Annotated in this window: 13 protein-coding genes; 8 read left to right on the top strand and 5 right to left on the bottom strand. The window is 42.7% G+C overall.

The window, feature by feature from the left end; all coding sequences use genetic code 11:
* Nucleotides 1–220 precede the first annotated feature (220 nt).
* A complete protein-coding gene (gene mutS, locus ACO06Y_RS24515; protein WP_422081701.1) occupies nucleotides 221–2803 on the bottom strand; it encodes a DNA mismatch repair protein MutS in 2583 nt (860 codons plus the stop codon).
* 181 nt (nucleotides 2804–2984) lie between these two features.
* Here mutS and ACO06Y_RS24510 point away from each other — a divergent pair, with 181 nt between their 5' ends.
* On the top strand, nucleotides 2985–3527 hold the full coding sequence (locus ACO06Y_RS24510; protein WP_422081700.1) for an RNA methyltransferase: 543 nt from the start codon (nucleotides 2985–2987) through the stop codon (nucleotides 3525–3527).
* 109 nt (nucleotides 3528–3636) lie between these two features.
* On the opposite strand, the gene folK is transcribed toward ACO06Y_RS24510, so the two are convergent.
* A complete protein-coding gene (gene folK, locus ACO06Y_RS24505; protein WP_422081699.1) occupies nucleotides 3637–4782 on the bottom strand; it encodes a 2-amino-4-hydroxy-6-hydroxymethyldihydropteridine diphosphokinase in 1146 nt (381 codons plus the stop codon).
* Between the two features lie 69 nt (nucleotides 4783–4851).
* Between folK and sppA the strand changes: the two genes are divergently transcribed.
* Genes sppA through ACO06Y_RS24490 form a run of 3 tightly spaced genes read left to right on the top strand, consistent with a single transcriptional unit; the run spans nucleotide 4852 to nucleotide 10090 of the window.
* Complete coding sequence (gene sppA, locus ACO06Y_RS24500) at nucleotides 4852–6612, top strand: signal peptide peptidase SppA (protein ID WP_422081698.1); 1761 nt, start codon at nucleotides 4852–4854, stop codon at nucleotides 6610–6612.
* Nucleotides 6613–6615: 3 nt separating this feature from the next.
* On the top strand, nucleotides 6616–7326 hold the full coding sequence (locus ACO06Y_RS24495) for a queuosine precursor transporter (protein WP_422081697.1): 711 nt from the start codon (nucleotides 6616–6618) through the stop codon (nucleotides 7324–7326).
* Nucleotides 7327–7369: 43 nt separating this feature from the next.
* Entirely contained in the window at nucleotides 7370–10090 is a 2721-nt protein-coding gene (locus ACO06Y_RS24490; RefSeq protein WP_422081696.1) for an AsmA-like C-terminal region-containing protein, read from the top strand.
* A 4-nt stretch (nucleotides 10091–10094) separates the two neighbouring features.
* On the opposite strand, the gene ACO06Y_RS24485 is transcribed toward ACO06Y_RS24490, so the two are convergent.
* The gene (locus tag ACO06Y_RS24485) at nucleotides 10095–10889 is read right to left on the bottom strand and encodes a DUF2797 domain-containing protein (RefSeq protein WP_422081695.1); all 795 of its coding nucleotides are present in this window, start codon (nucleotides 10887–10889) and stop codon (nucleotides 10095–10097) included.
* Between the two features lie 66 nt (nucleotides 10890–10955).
* Between ACO06Y_RS24485 and ACO06Y_RS24480 the strand changes: the two genes are divergently transcribed.
* The 4 genes from ACO06Y_RS24480 to ACO06Y_RS24465 all read left to right on the top strand — a co-directional run bounded on the left by ACO06Y_RS24480 (nucleotide 10956) and on the right by ACO06Y_RS24465 (nucleotide 14812).
* Nucleotides 10956–12470, top strand: coding sequence for a GH3 auxin-responsive promoter family protein (locus ACO06Y_RS24480; RefSeq protein ID WP_422081694.1), 1515 nt, complete (start codon nucleotides 10956–10958; stop codon nucleotides 12468–12470).
* Between the two features lie 39 nt (nucleotides 12471–12509).
* Nucleotides 12510–13640: a helix-turn-helix domain-containing protein gene (locus ACO06Y_RS24475; protein ID WP_422081693.1), complete on the top strand. Its 1131-nt coding sequence runs from the start codon at nucleotides 12510–12512 to the stop codon at nucleotides 13638–13640.
* Nucleotides 13641–13740: 100 nt separating this feature from the next.
* The gene (locus ACO06Y_RS24470; protein ID WP_422081692.1) at nucleotides 13741–14106 is read left to right on the top strand and encodes a hypothetical protein; all 366 of its coding nucleotides are present in this window, start codon (nucleotides 13741–13743) and stop codon (nucleotides 14104–14106) included.
* A gap of 148 nt (nucleotides 14107–14254) precedes the next feature.
* Nucleotides 14255–14812 carry a hypothetical protein gene (locus tag ACO06Y_RS24465; protein ID WP_422081691.1) on the top strand — a complete coding sequence of 186 codons (558 nt, stop codon included), beginning with the start codon at nucleotides 14255–14257 and terminating at the stop codon, nucleotides 14810–14812.
* Between the two features lie 68 nt (nucleotides 14813–14880).
* On the opposite strand, the gene clpX is transcribed toward ACO06Y_RS24465, so the two are convergent.
* Nucleotides 14881–16116, bottom strand: coding sequence for an ATP-dependent Clp protease ATP-binding subunit ClpX (gene clpX, locus ACO06Y_RS24460; RefSeq protein ID WP_422081690.1), 1236 nt, complete (start codon nucleotides 16114–16116; stop codon nucleotides 14881–14883).
* A gap of 97 nt (nucleotides 16117–16213) precedes the next feature.
* Nucleotides 16214–16894 (bottom strand): ATP-dependent Clp endopeptidase proteolytic subunit ClpP, encoded by a 681-nt coding sequence (gene clpP, locus ACO06Y_RS24455; protein WP_422081689.1) that lies wholly within the window; start codon nucleotides 16892–16894, stop codon nucleotides 16214–16216.
* Nucleotides 16895–16969: the final 75 nt, after the last annotated feature.

Here is a 16969-nt window from a genome sequence, read left to right as displayed (position 1 = left end):
CGAAAACTTCCAAGAAATTTTGCGCTCTACTCCCTCCCGATAGCTATCGGGATATCGGGAAGCTATTTTCGCAGATCAGTAAGAACGTGGTACAAAACTATTGTGCCGACCTGTCTACCATAAGGCAGGTGCAAATTTAATACAATTTGGTAAAAGGCAAAGAAAAATAAGGGCAAAAACACCATGTTCCAAGAAACCATTTTCTGATATTCCCTTCGGTTTATGAGCTGGCTCTTTTGTTCTTGGTCAACAAACGTTTTATTTCGTTCAACTTCATAAGGGCCTCCACTGGGGTAAGGGTATTGATATCCAAATGGGTAATTTCTTCCTTGATTTCCTCCAAAAGCGGATCGTCCAAATTGAAGAAACTCAGCTGCATTTCGTTTTGAACGGTCTGGAGCTTATGGGTCAGTTCTTCGCTGGAATGCGATTTTTCCAATTTCTTCAGAATTTTATTCGCCTTATGGATAACCTGTTGCGGCATCCCGGCCATTTTTGCCACATGGATACCAAAGCTATGTTCACTACCGCCAGGTGTCAATTTTCGAAGAAAAAGAACCTTGTCCTTTAGTTCCTTTACGGAAACATTGTAGTTTTTAATACGCTCAAAGGTCACGGCCATTTCATTAAGCTCGTGATAATGCGTGGCAAAAAGGGTCTTGGCCCTTGCGGGGTGTTCGTGCAGATACTCCGAAATGGCCCAGGCTATGGAAATCCCGTCATAGGTACTTGTCCCTCGCCCTATTTCGTCCAAGAGCACCAGGCTACGTTCGGAAAGGTTGTTCAGGATGGAGGCGGTTTCGTTCATCTCCACCATAAAGGTAGATTCGCCCATGGAGATATTGTCACTAGCACCCACCCGGGTGAAAATTTTGTCCACGACTCCTATTTTTGCGGATTCGGCCGGTACAAAACTGCCTATCTGGGCCAAAAGCACAATCAATGCGGTTTGTCTTAAAATAGCCGATTTACCGCTCATATTGGGCCCGGTAATCATAATGATTTGTTGATTTTCCCGATTCAACAGTACATCGTTGGCGATATAGGCCTCTCCCAAGGGCAATTGTTTTTCAATGACCGGATGCCTCCCATTTTTGATTTCAATCTCTGTGGAATCATTGATCAAAGGTTGTACATAGGAGTTTTCCCGTGCCAATTGCGTAAATCCGCAAAGGCAATCCAATTGGGCAATTTGATAGGCATTGTTCTGGACAGGAGCGATATATTCCTGCATCCAAACGATCAGTTGGGAGAACAATTGTTGCTCCAGGCTTAAGATGCGTTCCTCGGCCCCCAATATCTTGGCCTCGTATTCCTTAAGCTCCTCGGTGATATAGCGTTCCGCACTGACCAAGGTCTGTTTGCGGATCCATTCTTCGGGTACCTTGTCCTTGTGGGTATTACGTACTTCGATATAATAGCCGAATACATTATTGGAGGCTATTTTAAGGGAAGTTATACCGGTGCGTTCGGTTTCCCGTTCCAACATCTTGTCCAAGTACTCCTTACCGGAATAGGCTAGTTCCCGTAGTTCGTCCAGTTCTTCGGAATAGCCTTGGGCTATGGTATTTCCTTTCTGCACGTTTACCGGGGCCTCTTCATTTAACATTTTCTTGATCCGTGCCCTGAGCATATCGCAGGAATGCAATTGGTCTCCGATGGATTGTAGGGAAGGGTCATCGCTTTGTACGGCCAATTGTTGTATGGGGATAACGGATTCCAATGAATTTTTGAGCTGTACCGTCTCTTTGGGATTGATCCTGCCCGTGGCTACTTTGGAAATAAGGCGTTCCAAATCGCCCATTTGCCGAATATGGTGCTGTAATTTTTGAAGGATATCCTCGTGCCGGGACAAATGTGCAATTACCTGGTGCCGCCTTCTTATTTTTTCAATGGTTTTTAAGGGTAACGCCAGCCAACGTTTTAACATTCGCCCGCCCATGGGGGATAAGGTTTTGTCCATAATATCCAAAAGGGTCACGGCCCCCTCATTGACCGAATGATAAAGCTCTAGATTCTTTATGGTAAACCGATCCATCCAAACATGTTCCTCCTCCGCAATACGTCTTAGGGCGGTAATGTGCTGCAAACGCCGGTGCTGGGTCTCGGAGAGATAATGCATCGCTACACCGGACGCCACAATACCTTCGGTAAGATGGTCTACACCAAAACCCTTAAGCGTGGTCGTCTTAAAATGCGAGTTGAGCATTTCCAACGCGTAGTCGTGTTGGAATACCCAATCCTCTATATAAAATGAATGATAATTGGAACCAAAAACTTCGGAAAACTCCTTTTTATGGGCCTTGGAAACCAAGACCTCATTGGGCCCGAAATTTTGTAACAACTTATCGATTTGTTCTTCATCCCCCTGGGCCGTAAGGAACTCTCCCGTGGAAATGTCCACAAAGGAAATCCCCAATACCTTGTTTCCAAAATGCACGGCACATAAAAAATTGTTCGCTTTGGCATGGAGGATATCATCGTTCATAGCTACCCCAGGTGTCACCAATTCGGTAACGCCCCGCTTTACTATGGTCTTTGTCATTTTTGGATCTTCCAATTGATCACAAATGGCAACGCGCTGCCCTGCCTTTACCAATTTGGGAAGATAAGTATTCAGGGAGTGATGGGGAAAACCGGCAAGTTCCGTACGATCGCCCCCATTATTGCGGTGGGTAAGGATGATGCCCAAAATTTTGGAGGCCTTTACGGCATCCTCGCCAAAGGTTTCGTAAAAATCACCGACACGGAACAACAATAAGGCATCGGGATATTTTGTCTTGATGGTGTTGTATTGCTTCATCAAGGGGGTTACCTTTTTTGTTTTTGATGTGTTGCCCAAAGCGATTTTATTCGTTTATTTTTACAAAAAATGACTCAGACGAATGTACCTATTTTACAAATCATTGAAAATGGATGTTGATATTTATGAATAAGTTTTCCAAGTATCGAGGACTCAAGAGGTACACAATGCAATATGCAGAATGCGTAAATTAAGGAATGAAGAGCTCAATCGGCCAAGCATAAGGGAATTTAAGGAGACTCCCAAATCTCCATTGGTCATTGTTCTCGATAACATCAGAAGTCTTAATAATGTTGGTTCCGTATTCCGGACCGCGGATGCCTTTTTGATCGAGAAAATTTACCTGTCTGGTATTACGGCCTGCCCGCCGCATAAGGATATCCACAAAACGGCCTTGGGCGCAACGGAAAGCGTTGCTTGGGAATATCATAAAAACACAGTGGATCTGGTCCAGGAACTTAAGATTCAAGAGTATTGTGTGATGGCTGTGGAACAGGCTGAGAATGCCACTATGCTGAACCAGTTTTCAGTACATGCGGACCAAAAGTACGCCCTGGTCTTTGGTAACGAGGTAAAGGGGGTGTCCCAGGAAGTAGTGGATTTTTGTGATGGGGTTTTGGAAATCCCACAATATGGTACAAAACACTCATTGAATATAGCGGTTAGCGTAGGCGTGGTGGTCTGGGATCTTTGGTCAAAACGCTATAAAATAAAAATGCCCTAACGTGTGTGCGTTAGGGCAGAGATATATAGTTTGAGTTAGTTAGTTGTTCAATTGAGGGTGCAATAACGTAAATCCAAAGGTATTGTGCAAGAAATTTGCCAAAATTGTGTTAATTCCCTTGACCAAGGGCGAAGTTTTGGATGGTCCGCACCACGGTATTGTAATCATCCCGGTTTGCTACGAAATCCATTTCACTGATATCGATGATCAGACAATTTTCTTTCGGATAGCTTTTTAAAAAATCAAAATAGCCCCTATTGATCTTTTCAAGATAGTCCGATCCGATATTCCGTTCATAATCGCGCCCTCTCCTTTTGATATTCTCCAACAAACGTTCCGTGGTCTGGTATAGGTACACATAGATTTGAGGCTTTTTCACTTCCTTGTACATAAAGTCAAAAACCTTTCGGTACAGCTCAAATTCCTCTTTTTGTAGCGTAATCTGGGCAAAGATCAATGATTTATAGATATCATAATCACTTATCATAAAATTCCTAAAAAGATCAAATTGGGAGGTATCATCCGTAAACTGTTGGTAACGGTCTGCCAAAAATGACATTTCCAAGGGAAAGGCGTAACGGCTCCGGTCCTCATAAAATTTGGGCAAAAAAGGATTTTCGGCAAATCGTTCAAGGACCAGTTTGCCATTAAAATCGGTGGACATTCTTTTGGCCAATGTCGTTTTTCCCGCACCGATGTTTCCTTCAATGGCAATGAACTGCACATTTGAAAAAAGGGCTTTCCGAGAAGGAAACAAAGCACGATTGGTCTTTTTAGGGATGTTCTTATCTTTACATTCCTGTAAGAGATTACGGGTGTCTTTCTTAAGGATGGGGTGATAATGCTGTGGTGCAATATCCGCTAAAGGCCTGAGTACAAAGCGGCGTTCGTGCAATTTGGGATGGGGAATGGTAAGTTGATCCGTGTCGATTATCTCGTTTTCATAATATAAAATATCGATATCCACCGTTCTGGAGACATACTCCCTGGTATTCTGGCGTATCCTTCCCAATCGTTTTTCAATGGACAGCATACGATCTAAGAGATTCGGAGGGTGTAATGTGGTTCTTAGGGCTATACAGACATTATAAAAATCCTCGCCCTTAAAACCCCATGAGGCGGACTCGTATACATGGGAAGTGGCATGGACCTCTCCAATTTCCTTATGAATATGGAATAGGACCTCCTGGATATTCAAAAATCGGTCTCCAAGATTACTTCCAATCGAAAGATATGTAAGATTTGTTGCCTCCATAGATCGAACAAAATAAGCAAAACAAAATCACTTTGGTTATCTTTGGAACGAATTCTAACAAAGCCTTGCGTGAAATTTTTAAGAAATCTATTGGCGGCGATACTGGGATGTATGATTGCCTTTGGAATCATTATGGTGATATCCATGATATTCCTAAGCCTGGTGAGCAATATAGAGGATACCCCCAGCATTAAGAAAAATTCGGTTCTGGAACTCCAGATAAGACGTCCCATTAATGATTATGTGGGCACGGATACCATGGATCCGTTTGCCGGTTTTTTTGAGGAATCCCAAGGCCTGGACGACATCTTAGAAGCAATTGAGACTGCCCGGGAGGATGTCAATATCAAAGGAATTAGTATTAGCAACAATTTTATCATGGCGGGGCTGGCCCAAACACAGGCTATCCGTAAGGCGCTTTCCAGATTTCGTGAAAGTGGAAAATTCATTTATGCTTATGCCGATTATTATCCCCAAAAGGATTACTATTTGGCAAGCGTGGCGGATTCTATTTTCCTGAATCCCGTCGGAGGGTTGGATTTTAAAGGGCTATCTTCGGAAGTATTGTATTTTAAAGATTTCCAGGAAAAAACCGGAGTGAAAATGGAAGTAGTCCGGCATGGAAAATACAAAAGTGCGGTAGAACCCTTTTTATCCAATGAAATGAGTGATGCCAACCGGATCCAAATCGGGGAACTGTTAAGCTCGTTGTGGAACTCCATGGTATCCGAAATTTCGGAAAGACGTAATATAGCCCAGGAAAATTTAAATATCATTGCGGATACTTTGGGAGGAAGGACACCGGAATATGCAGTACGGAGTCGTTTGGTGGATTCCATTATCTATTTTGATCAATACGAGGACAAACTTAGAATCGCTTCAGGTCGGAATGACGGTGAGAAATTGAATTATGTACAGTTGGACGATTATATAGGATATTCCAATACCCAAATAAAAACGACCGGAAAGGACAGAGTAGCCGTAGTCTTTGCGCAAGGTGAAATCATTTATGGTGAGGGCGGCCCTGACGTAATCGGGCAGGGAATAATTACCGAAGCCATTATAAAGGCACGTGATAATGACGCCATAAAGGCCATAGTGCTCCGTGTAAATTCTCCTGGAGGTAGTGCGTTGGTCTCCGATATCATCTGGCGGGAAATTGAGCTGGCCAAGGCAAAAAAACCGATCGTGGTCTCCATGGGAGATGTGGCGGCTTCCGGAGGTTACTATATAGCCGCGGGAGCGGACAAAATATTTGCTGAGCCTACAACGGTAACAGGATCAATAGGTGTGTTCGGGACAATTCCGAACATAGAACAATTGGCGGATAACATAGGCATCAATGCCGAGCAGGTAGGAACCAATAAGAACTCCATAGATTACTCCCTTTTTGAACCAATGACGGATAATTTTAGAAAAGTAGTGCAGGAAGGCATTGAGAATACCTACCGAACTTTTTTGCAACGCGTATCCCAGGGCAGGGGCATTTCAATGGCCGAGGCGGACAGCCTTGCCCAGGGCCGGGTATGGAGCGGGGTAGATGCGAAGCGATTGGGCTTGGTAGATGAATTGGGCACCTTGGAAGATGCTATCGCCGAGGCCGCAAGATTGGCGGAACTGGATAGTTACGGCATTAAGAAATACCCAAAATACAAATCAGGTTTTGAGCGCTTCATGGAGGATTTGGGCGGCTCCAGTACAAAGGCGCGTGAACGTATCATTGAAAAGGAAGTTGGTCTGGAGACCTATAACATTATAAAACAGATAAGGACCGCCATGAAGCAAAAGGGAATCCAGGCTCGGATGCCCTTTATTCTCAACATTAAATAATTTATGACCAAAAAGGACAAGAAATTGGCCTACCAGATCTATCTCTATCTGGGGGCACTGTTCATTACCTCGTTGGTGGTGTCCAATCTGATCTTCCAGAAGTTTTTCTACTGGAATCCCTTCGGAAAAATAGAGCTTTTTGGAGCTCCCCTGTTTGAAATTTCAGTTGGTGTGTTGCCTTATCCCGTTACTTTTTTGATTACCGATCTTATTTCCGAGATTTTTGGAAAGAAAAAGGCCAACCAGATCGTAACCGCGGGCATTTTTGCCTCCTTCTTTTCCATGGGTTTCATTTACATTTCGGATGCCGTACCGGCCATACCCTCCTCCCCGATCGATGATGCCCTTTTTAGAAAGGTGTTCGCACTTTCCCCTGTTGCCGTCCTGGCCTCTATGATCGCCTATCTGTCCGCACAGTATGTGGATATTGCGATCTATCATTTTTGGAAAAAGTTGACTCAAGGAAAATACCTATGGCTGCGGAACAACTTTTCTACTTTCCTTTCGCAGTTCATAGATACCTTTACTGTGGTGGGCCTGTTGTGTATTTTTGGAGTTCTGCCATGGAGCCTTTTTTATGGGCTTGTGATCAGCGGTTTTATTTTTAAGATTTTTATAGCATTTTTGGATACCCCTTTCCTGTATTTTTTCGTATATCTTCTTAGAAGACGGTTTAATCTGGCCATTGGCGAGGAAATCGACTTGGACGCATAATAAAGAACGTTTTTTTAAGTTCTAATCGAAGAATATACGTACTATGAAAAAGAAGGTCCTCCGCATTGTCGCTATTTTTTTGCTATTGGTCATTGCCCTCTTGGTAGCAGTCCCCTTTTTCCTTGAGGCCAAAATAGGGGATATCATTAAGAACAATGTCAACTCCAATGTAAATGCGCATCTGGATTTTACCGACGCCCGTTTAAGCCTGATCAGCAGTTTTCCAAATGCCGAGGTCACTTTTGAAAATGTGGCTTTGCTAAACCATGAACCGTTCGAGGGGGATACCCTTTTCGCGGCAAGAAAGATAGGTTTAAAGATGGGTTTGGGGGAGTTGTTTAAATCGCAAGGCGACCCTATTGGTATCAAAAACTTTCAAGTGGAGGGTGCCACCCTGAACATTAAGATCGATAGTGCGGAAAATGCCAATTATGACATTGCCAAGGAATCGGAGGTAGCGGATGTTCCGGAACAGTCTTCGGATGGTTTCTCCTTTAACCTGGAATCCTATGGGATTTCGGAATCCCAAATTTCGTATACCGATTTGGCAACGGGTATCCATCTGGTACTATCCGATTTCCAACACAGTGGGACGGGAGATCTTTCCTTGGAAACCTCGGAATTGGATACGGAAACCGAAACACTGGTGACTTTTGGAATGGACGGCACCAACTATTTGAACGAAAACAAGTTGAAGCTGGACGCCTTAATTGGTATAGACCTTAAGGAAAATAAATACACCTTTTTAAAAAATGAAGCTCTGGTTAACCAATTACCCTTGATATTTGATGGATTTGTGAAAGTAAATGAGAATAACCAAGAGGTGGCTGTTGGGTTTGAGACCCCTTCGTCCGACTTTAAAAATTTCTTGGCCGTAATTCCTGAGGAATATTCCAAGAATATTGAAAATGTAAAGACTACCGGAAACTTTACGGTAAAAGGAGCTATCAATGGAGTGGTCGATGAAACACATATTCCCAAGTTCAACATTAGTATAAACTCTGAAAATGCCTCCTTTAAGTATCCGGATTTGCCCAAATCGGTTCGCAATGTTTTCATTGATACTGAAATTAACAATACCACGGGTGTCGCCGAAGACACCTTCGTAGCTATTGAAAAATTGTCTTTCGCCATCGATGAGGATCAGTTTAACGTGACCTCGAAAATCTCGGACCTTATGGGCAATACCAAGGTTGATGCGCATATGGACGGTAAGATGAATCTTGCCAATATCTCACAGGCCTATCCGGTTCCCGCTGATCTGAACCTGAGCGGAATCCTGAATGCGGATGTGACGACCGCCTTTGATATGGCCTCAGTGGAGAAAAAGCAATACGAAAAGACAAAAACAGTCGGAAATGTAAGCGTAAGGGATTTTGAATATAGTTCCACCGAGTTGGCCAACCCTGTAAAACTGAATAATGTGGCCATCAGTTTCAATCCCCAAACGGTAAATCTTGAACAGATGAACGGAATTACGGGCCAGACCGATTTTGACGTTACGGGCAAAATCAGCAACCTCCTTGGATTTATGTTCAACGATGAAAAGGTGCAGGGCAATTTCAATCTAAAGTCGGACACCTTCGCCCTAAACGATTTTATGGTGGAGGAAGCGACAGATACTTTGGAAACCAAGTCTGGGGAATTGGGATCCACCGAAGAGAAAATAAAGATTCCTTCCTTTTTGGATGTGGGTATTGCAGCTATTGCAAATACCGTAATCTATGATAATATCAGATTAAAGGATGTGAAGGGCAATCTTCGCATAAAGGACGAAAAAGCGGTTTTGAGCAATATGACCTCTTCAATTTTTGATGGCCAAATGGCCTTTAACGGGGAGGTCTCTACCAAGGAAGAAACGCCCACTTTTGCCATGGAACTGGATATGGCCCAGCTACAGATCGGGGAGACGTTTGAGGCTTTGGAAATGTTTCAGGTCTTGGCACCTATTGCCCAGGTCTTAAAGGGCAAATTGGACTCTGAAATCAAACTTTCCGGAAATTTGACCGAGGACTTTACCCCTGACCTCTTAACATTGACCGGAAATTTGTTGGCCAATGTGATGACCCGGGAAATTGATACCGAACAGGCCCCGTTACTTTCTTCCTTGGATGGTAAATTGGATTTTGTCAACCTAAAGGAATTGGATCTAAAGGACTTGAAGACCCGACTTTCATTTGAGAATGGACTGGTGAGCGTAAAGCCCTTTACGGTAACGTACAGGGATATCGCTATTAATGTGGACGGAGGCCATAGTTTTGATAGAAAACTGGATTATAAGGCCACTATGGAAGTACCTGCCAAATATTTGGGCAAACAGGTAAACGATTTAATTGCCCAGATCGATGATGGGGATTTGGAAACGCTGACCGTTCCCATAACCGCGAATATCGGAGGGGATTATTCCAGTCCCAATATAAGTACCGATTTAGCTTCGGGAGTCAAGAACTTGACCGGCCAATTGGTAGAGATTCAAAAGCAAAAGCTTCTCAATAAAGGGAAGGATACCGCCTCGGATTTAATAGGGGGATTGCTATCCGACAATTCATCGGAAAATGATTCCACCCAAAAAAAGGATTCGACAACGGAGGGGGTCAAGGCAGTTCTAGGCGGTATTTTGGGCAGCAACCAGAACGAAAGGGACAGTGCCCAAACCGAAATAGATTCATCGGTTGCTCCGAAAAAAGACCCAGTGGAAGAAGCGGCAAAAGGTATTTTGGGAGGTTTGTTCGGAAAGAAAAAGGATACGGTCAAAAAAGAGTAGCGGCTCAATCAACGCTTAAACCCACATAATAGCCTTCGCTTCCTCGAATGTTAAAAACCGTATTGTCCCCAAAAATGAGATATTGCCCTTTTATTCCTTTTAGGATACCTTTATAGCTCGGTTTTTTGTTTAGATTTAAACTGTTTACCTTTTCGGGATATTGCAAAACGGGAAACTGCAAATGGGTTTCTTGGTTCGCATCAATATAATATTCGATGACCTCCTCGGGGAGGTATTCCTTTAATCTGTCCCTCCAATCCACCAAGTTTTCATCCTTTACATCATTGGTCAACATTTTACGCCAATTGGTCTTATCGCTAAGATGATCCTTTAAGCCAACCTCGGTAATGCCTGCCAGATACCGGTTGGGCACTTCAACAATTTCTATGGCCTCATGGGCACCTTGATCGATCCATCGGGTGGGTATCTGTGATTTTCGGGTGACCCCTACCTTTATGTTGCTGCTATTCGCCAAGTAAACAATATGGGGCTGCAATTGCACTTTCTTCTCGTACTCCAGATCACGATCCTCCTTATCCAAATGGGCGGTACTCAATTCGGGCCGCATTATCCAATCCCCGGCAGCAGGAGTTTCGTAAAAACAGGTCTTGCAAAAACCTTGCCTGTAAATAGGACGGTCTCGTCCGCAATTTAGGCATTGGTATTTGATGAAGTCGATTTGTAGGTGCCTGTCCAATAGCTGGTTCACATTCAAAAAATCATTCTCGAAAACCAAATAATATTGGATGGGCGTACCCATTTCCGTCTGCATCTTTTGTAAAACACCTTCGTACTGCATAAAAGTTTTTCTTATTTGAAAATAATACGGATTAGAGTTATTTTAGGCGCATAAAGATACCCAAAAATGCCGATACCGCTATTTAACTCCATTGCCTCGTGGTTACTTAAAAAACGTTATCACCAGATAGAACTTTTTCTAAAGTATCCCTTGGAGGTACAGGCGGAGGTATTACAACAATTGCTCGAAATAGCTGAGGACACCGAATTTGGAAAGAAATATGATTTTGAATCCATTCCGGATTACGAAACATTTCGGGAAAGGGTTCCCATTGTGTCCTATGAGGAATTGGAACCGGAAATAGAACGTACACGCAAAGGGGAGCAGAATATATTTTGGCCAACTTCCATTAAATGGTTTGCCAAAAGTAGTGGTACCACAAATGCCAAGAGTAAGTTTATTCCAGTGAGCGCAGAGGCCCTTGAGGACTGCCATTATAAATCCGGAAAGGATTTGCTTTGTCTGTACTTGAACAATAATGAAAACTCTCAATTGTTTACGGGCAAAAGTCTTCGGTTGGGCGGTAGTAAGGAATTGTATGAGGACAACGGATCTTTTTTTGGGGATCTCTCCGCTATCTTGATCGATAATATGCCCCTTTGGGCAGAGTTCAGCAGTACACCGAGTAGCAGGGTATCACTTATGAGCGAATGGGAAAACAAATTAAGGGCCATCATACAGGAAAGTACCCAGGAAAATGTTACCAGTCTCGCCGGAGTGCCCTCCTGGATGCTTGTCTTGTTGAACAATGTATTGGAAGAGACTGGAAAGTCGCATTTATTCGAGGTCTGGGAGAATTTGGAAGTATATTTTCATGGCGGGGTGAGTTTTATTCCCTACAAAGAACAATATCAAAAGCTTTTACCTCGGAAAAGTTTCAGGTATTATGAGATCTATAATGCTTCCGAGGGCTTTTTTGCCATCCAGGATCGAAACCATGCCGATGATCTTTTATTGATGCTGGACTATGGTATTTTTTATGAGTTCATTCCAATGGATTGCTACGGGACTCCAAGTGAAAAAGCCATTCCGCTCTGGGAGGTAAAGACAAAGACCAATTATGCCATTGTCATTACTACCAATGCTGGATTATGGCGATACAGGATCGGGGATACCATACGATTTACTTCGACCGACCCTTATAGGATCAAAGTGACCGGGCGTACCAAGCACCATATCAATGTCTTTGGAGAGGAATTGATAATTGAAAACGCGGAGGAAGCCCTAAAAAGTATTTGTAAGAAGACGGGTGCCGAAATAAAGGATTATACGGCAGGGCCCATCTTTATGTCGGGTAGGGGAAAAGGGGCTCATGAATGGATTATTGAATTCAGAAAGCCACCGGAGAAAATCGATTACTTTACCGAATTTTTGGATAATGCCCTAAAGTCGCTCAATTCGGATTATGAGGCCAAACGGTATAACAACATTACCTTAAAGATGCCCAAGGTGCATGTTGCCCGGGAAAATCTTTTCTACGATTGGTTAAAATCCAAGGACAAGCTGGGCGGTCAGCATAAAATACCGAGATTATCCAATACAAGGGACTACATCGAAGAATTACTTCAGATGAACAAATAATGGTATCTTAGACCATAACCCTTCTGTCAAATACATGTTATGACCGCTGTTTTCAATTTTCTTATGATTGCAGGGGCCGTACAGGGTTTCGTTTTTAATGTAGCTACTTTTTTTTCCAGAAAGAAGATTGAGAAGACTATTCTTTTCTTAAATCTGTTCGTTTTTTTTCTTTCGCTAAATAATCTGCAATCCTGGTTGATCGATAAGGGCTTTGTTCCGTCCCATGACTTTTGGCAAAATTTTATTGTACCCTGGTATGTTTTGATTGTACCGATGTACTACGCCTTTTTGATATCCTATCTTGAAATTGAAAGAAAAAGATGGACATTTATTCTAATATCGCTGGGTATTTTTTTGCTGGAGTTCTTGACCAGAAGTTGGGTCACCTACTTGGTTTATGATGGTCAATGGGAGCCAAAACGATTGGCGGGTTATAATATCTTGGAGGATGCATTGACCCTGTCCTACTCCTTATTTCTCTTTTTTAAGGCATATAGGATAATCTATACCTATGAAGGTTTGCACAGTCCTATCCTGTCATTTGATAATCTTAACTGGCTTAAGCGATTCATGGTCATGGGCGGGCTTGTATTCGTTTTATGGATTATGGCCATTTTTTTCAATCTAACCGAAGTGGTGGAACAACCCTACAGTTATTATCCTCTGCGTTTGGGTTCATCAATCCTGATTTATTGGGTAGGATATCAGGCCTTTTTTCGCTATGTGATCTTAAAGGACAGGATTTTATTGCGTGGTGTAATCCGAAATAACAGCTCTAATAGCGATAAAATTGAGGCGAATGGGCTTCAAGATTTAGCAAACACTCAAAAAAAGGCCAATGCATTTAAGGAAATACGGACTTATATTTTGACGGAACAGCGATATCTGGATCCTTATTTGAGTTTGGAAAACCTCGCAAAGGAAATGGGCACCAGTACGAGTAGCCTATCCAAATTGATCAACACCTATTCCGAGAGCAATTTTTCGGATTTTATCAATAAGTTTCGGGTAGAAGAGGCCAAAAAGTTATTGTCCCGTCCGGATTATGGTTCCTATACCATAGTCGCCATTGGACTGGAATGTGGTTTCAACTCAAAATCTACCTTTTATAACGCCTTTAAAAAATTTACGGGTAAAACCCCGACCCAATTTAGGGCAAGACATTCTTAAACACCCACCCAGTTGTCCGAAATCTTATCAGCTGGATAATCTGGGACACTCGTTATACATCGGCCACTACTTTTGTTTTCGAGGATTGAAAATCAAAGTTATGAAAACCAGGATTTTGTTACTGGCCGGCTGTATGCTTTTTTCCAGTTGTTATAGCTATAGAACAATGGACACCGAGCCACCCAAAATAGTGGAGGGCAAAAAGTATAAGATCGTAACCACAGATGATGAAAAACACAAAATAAGGATTTTGAAGTACGGCGATACCTTGGTCGGTCGCAAATCAAAATCATCGAGAACTCCCTTAAAGCTGACCAAAGAGGAGGTGAAGGACATAAAGGAACGAAAGTTTTCCCTTTTAAAGACAGTGGGTTTGCCCATAATACTTGTGGGTACCGCCCTAGGAATATTCGCCATTTCAGCAGGTCCCGATTTCGATTTAACTATAGATTATTTGCAAAATTAGGTGAATCGGTTTCGTTAGATCAATACTTTAAAGGGAAGGACTACATCGAAGAATTACTTCAGATAAACAAATAAATATGGGGATATGACGTTAAATGTACAATTTGTAATACAATTTCATCTAACCATTATTTAATTGTAGAATTCTTATGGCAGAAAGACTTGTAGTGATTTCCGATATGTGGGGCGTTAAAAAAGGACTTTGGATTACATCCTACCTTGGCTATCTTCAGCAATACTATGATATAGTTTTCTATGACTGCCAACAATTGGCCAATATTGATTTAACGATCCACTCCGATAAAAACATCCATCAGGCTTTTGTGGACGGCGGTATAGATACTGCTGTTGCCCATTTATTAAAACGGGAAGACCGACCAAGCCACTATCTCGCTTTTAGTACCGGAGGTACCGTAGCTTGGAAAGCGGGTATAGAAGGACTTCCTATGAAATCCTTGTATAACGTTTCCTCTACTAGGATACGCATGGAAGCGAAGAAACCAAAGGTACCCACCACTTTGTTATTTGGGGAAAATGATGAATACCGCCCTTCTCAAGATTGGTCTTCCAAAGTTGGTGTTGAAATGGAAATCATTAAAAATTTTGGTCATACCTTGTATACGGATGAAAAGATAATCCAGAAGGTGTGCCAAGATTTATTAAATAGGGTGACCCAAAAGATGCCAAAAACCAAAAAAGCGGTCTAATTCCAACATATACTAAAAAAGTCCCGAAATTTAAAACTCCGGGACTTTTTGTTTAAAGACTTTTTGAACTATGAGACCGCCTTAAGTTTTTTAATGGTCTCATGGGATAATTTATTCTCCGCATAAGGTTTGGTAACCTTGAACTCGGTCTCGCCCGTACTTGGCATCTCAAACATGGCATCCGTGAAAATTGCTTCGCATAAGGAACGTAGCCCACGGGCCCCAAGTTTGTACTCAACGGCCTTTTCTACAATATAATCCAAGGCCTGCTCCGTAATTTTAAACGATATGCCATCCATTTCGAACAGCTTTTCATATTGTTTTATGATGGCGTTTTTGGGTTCGGTGAGTATGGCCCTCAACGTTTTTTCATCCAATGGATTCATGTGGGTAAGGACGGGAAGTCTACCAATTATTTCCGGAATTAGACCGAATTCCTTTAAATCCCGAGGAATAATATACTTGAGGATATTTCTTTCGTCCAGGTTCTCTTCCGCCTTTGAGGCACTGTAGCCCACGGCCTGCATATTCAGGCGTTTGGTAATGGCCCTTTCGATTCCATCGAAAGCACCTCCCGCAATAAATAAGATGTTCTCCGTGTTTACCTCAATGAATTTTTGATCGGGGTGTTTTCTACCTCCTTTGGGCGGTACGTTTACCACCGTCCCTTCCAAAAGCTTTAGAAGCCCTTGTTGTACACCTTCACCGGAAACGTCCCTGGTTATGGAGGGATTATCACTCTTACGGGCTATTTTATCGATTTCATCTATAAAAACGATACCCCGTTCTGTTTTTTCCAAGTTATAATCGGCCGCTTGTAAAAGACGTGTAAGTATGCTCTCCACATCCTCGCCCACATAACCTGCCTCGGTCAAAACGGTGGCATCCACTATGGCCAAAGGAACATTGAGCATCTTTGCAATGGTTTTGGCCATTAATGTCTTTCCTGTTCCCGTTTGCCCCACCATAATGATGTTGCTTTTTTGTATCTCTATTTCGTCCTCTTTTGAAGAGGGTTGTAGCAACCTTTTATAATGGTTATATACGGCAACGGACATTACTTTTTTTGTTCGCTCCTGACCAATAATGAACGTATCCAAAAATTCCTTGATTTCCAGGGGCTTTTTTAAAACCAGTTCTGAAGTGAGGTTGTTGGTCTTGGTCTGTCTGGATTCCTCGGCAACTATGCCATAGGCCTGCTCTATGCATCGGTCACATATGTGTGCGTCCAGACCGGCAATAAGTAGATTGGTCTCCGACTTTTTCCGTCCACAAAAAGAGCATTCTAAGTTTTCCTTTGCCATAAATTTTTGCGTATATCCAAAGTATTAACGAAAGAATTTGGATTTTGGTTTAATGCGTTCAGGAGCAATATCCATTTTTTGTAGCGATTTGTCGAAATTAGTTCCCGTCCCTTACCAGGATTTCGTCTATCATTCCATATTTTTTGGCCTCCTCCGCTTTCATCCAGTAATCACGGTCGCTATCCTCATGCACTTTTTCGATGGGTTGCCCTGAATGTTTTGCGATAATTTGGTAGAGCTCTTCCTTGAGTTTAAGGATTTCACGGGCCGTAATCTCGATATCGCTGGCCTGTCCTTGGGCCCCGCCCATAGGTTGATGTATCATTACCCTGGAATGTGTAAGGCCACTGCGCTTTCCATTTTCTCCGGCACACAACAATACGGCGCTCATAGAAGCCGCCATACCGGTACAAATTGTGGCTACGTCCGGTTTAATGAACTGCATGGTATCATAGATGCCCAGGCCTGCATATACACTGCCTCCGGGAGAATTGATGTAAATCTGAATATCCTTGGAGGCATCCGTGCTTTCCAAAAACAACAGTTGTGCCTGTACAATATTGGCCACTTGATCATTGATTCCGGTACCCAAGAAGATAATGCGATCCATCATGAGCCTGGAAAAAACATCCATGGCCACGGCGTTCAATTGTCTTTCCTCGATAATATTGGGGGTAAGGCCCACCGGATACATACTGGTAAGGAGGGCATCATAATAGGTACTGCTAATACCTTGATGTTTTATGGCGTAATTCTTGAATTCTTTTCCGTAATCCATTGGTTTTAAACTAACATTTTAAAATAAAAAAAGGTGCCGAAACTAATGCTTCGGCACCGTAAAGATACTTATTAT

Origin of the sequence: Ulvibacterium sp., assembly GCF_965228935.1 — a bacterium.
Lineage (GTDB): Bacteria > Bacteroidota > Bacteroidia > Flavobacteriales > Flavobacteriaceae > Ulvibacterium.
Note: the sequence above shows the minus strand (reverse complement) of the source record. Positions and strands in the feature narration are given on the sequence as shown.